Source organism: Fundidesulfovibrio sp., from assembly GCF_058402725.1.
In genome coordinates, this window is the sequence record NZ_JBZVFJ010000315.1 from 1 (window position 1) to 1,842 (window position 1,842).

A 1,842-nucleotide genomic window follows, 5' to 3' on the forward strand; every position below is an offset into this window, starting at 1 on the left:
GGGGCGGTGCGAGCCGCCGGCTGATCTATGATTTCCATCCCGTCGACGGCGTCGACCGCGCGCTCAAGCTCGACTTCGACGTCCCCGGCTACGTCGCCGCCAAGCTGACGCATGCGCTGCCCGGCGCGCTCTGGTCCGGCGGAGCCGCTCCGGTCGCAGGGGACCTCTACGCCCGCGCCGCCCTGCGCAAGGTGAAGTACGCCCGCGTGCTGGCCCAGAAGACCCTGCCCCTGCCCCCGGACGCCACGGCGGCCGCCGCGCCCGGCCAGGGCCGGACCGTGCAGCGTCCGTCGGACGCGTCTCCGGCCGCCGCGCCAGGGGCATCCCGGGCTGGGGGGAGCCCCCGCCTGGCCCGTCTGGCCGGTCCCGGCGACGGGCTTGCCCTCGCGGACTACAACGAGGCCCGCCTGGACTACCTCTTCGACGCGGCGCGTCCCGCCTGCCTGGGCTTCGCCGCCGTGCTGGAGGGCGGGGGCGGACGCGCCGTGTTCGTCTCCGACCCCCTGGAGACCGTGGACCGCCTGGACCCCGAGTGGGTGGACTCCCCCGCGCGCGACGCCGCGGACGTGGCCCGGGCTCCCTGGGCCTCCAAGGGCCTGCGCTACCAGCTCTCCCGCTGGCTGGACCGCGCCCCCGACGACACCTGGCGCTACTCCCAGGACGGCCCTTCCACCTTCGTGCAGCGCCGCTTCGCCCGGGACCTCACCGGCGTGGGGGCCGTGGACGTGGTGCTGGCGCGCGGCCAGCAGGTGCAGGTGAACCTCGTGGTCTCCCTGGACCCCGAGGGCAAGGGCCGCACCGTGCTGGACTGGTACGCCCTGCCCAAGCGCACCTTCGACCTGGGCGACGGGCGCTCGGTGCTGCGCCTCTATGTGGGCCGACACCTGCGCGCCATGGCCCCGGGGACGAAGAGCGTGCGCCTCAAGGAGGCCGCGCTCATGTTCTTCCGGGAGGACCAGGAGCGCGTGGTGGCCGCGCGCAACGTGGAGAAGCTCCTTTTCGTGCCCTCGGGGCTGCCCGGGGAGCTCACGCGCGACGGCCTGCCCAGGGACCTGCCCGCGCGCGCCCGCGAGGTGTTCTCCGGCCGGGGCGAGCTGGCCGCAAACCTCTCCGTGCTGGGCGAGGCCCCCTGGAAGGACATGGCCCCGGCCTCCCTGGACGTGGTCTGGTCGCCCCAGGCCCCCGAGGCTCCTTTCGAGCTGGAACTGGAGGGCGCGCGCCTGGCCCGCGTGGCCCCCCGGCGCGACGTCCCGGCCCTGCTGGCCGCCACCGTGGAGCGCTGCGCCAGCTTCGGGGCCGAGTGCGACATGGACGTCCCCGACGGCTTCGTGGACCAGGACCCCCTCTGGTCCGTGGATTTCGCACCCCTGGCCGAGCCCGGGGGCCGGGCGCGCCCAGGGGTGCACCCGGCGTTCGCCTCGGAGCTTCTCAGGGCCGGGCCGCGCGCGCGTTTCGCCTCCGAGCCCGACGGCCTGGGCGTCACCTGCCGGGAAGGGCTCGCCCTGGAGACCGGGGCGGCCTTCACCCCCGCGCCCGGCGACGTGGTGAGCCTCTGGCTGGAGCTGGGCGCTCGCCGCCAGGGCCTGGGGGCCGTGCGCCTGGAGGCCTGGGGCGCGGGCGAGGAGGTGTCCGTGGCCGTGAAGCCGGGCCTGCCCGCCGTGCTGCCCCGGCTCCCGGCCCGGGTGGAGGGCGTGCGGGTTCGCTTCGAGGCTCTTGGCGGCGGCGAGATGGCCGTGACCCTGGGGCGCGCGGTGCTCCAGCGCTCCCGTGCCGACGCGGCGCGTCGCGCACTCTACGAGGCCCGCTACCTCTTCCCCGAAACCCGCGAGGCGCGCGTCACGC

1 pseudogene is annotated in these 1,842 nt (G+C 76.2%); it reads left to right on the top strand.

Annotation, left to right across the window (positions count from 1 at the left end):
* Nucleotides 1–1,842: pseudogene (locus ACV4UX_RS19120) on the top strand (hypothetical protein); the annotation flags it as partial.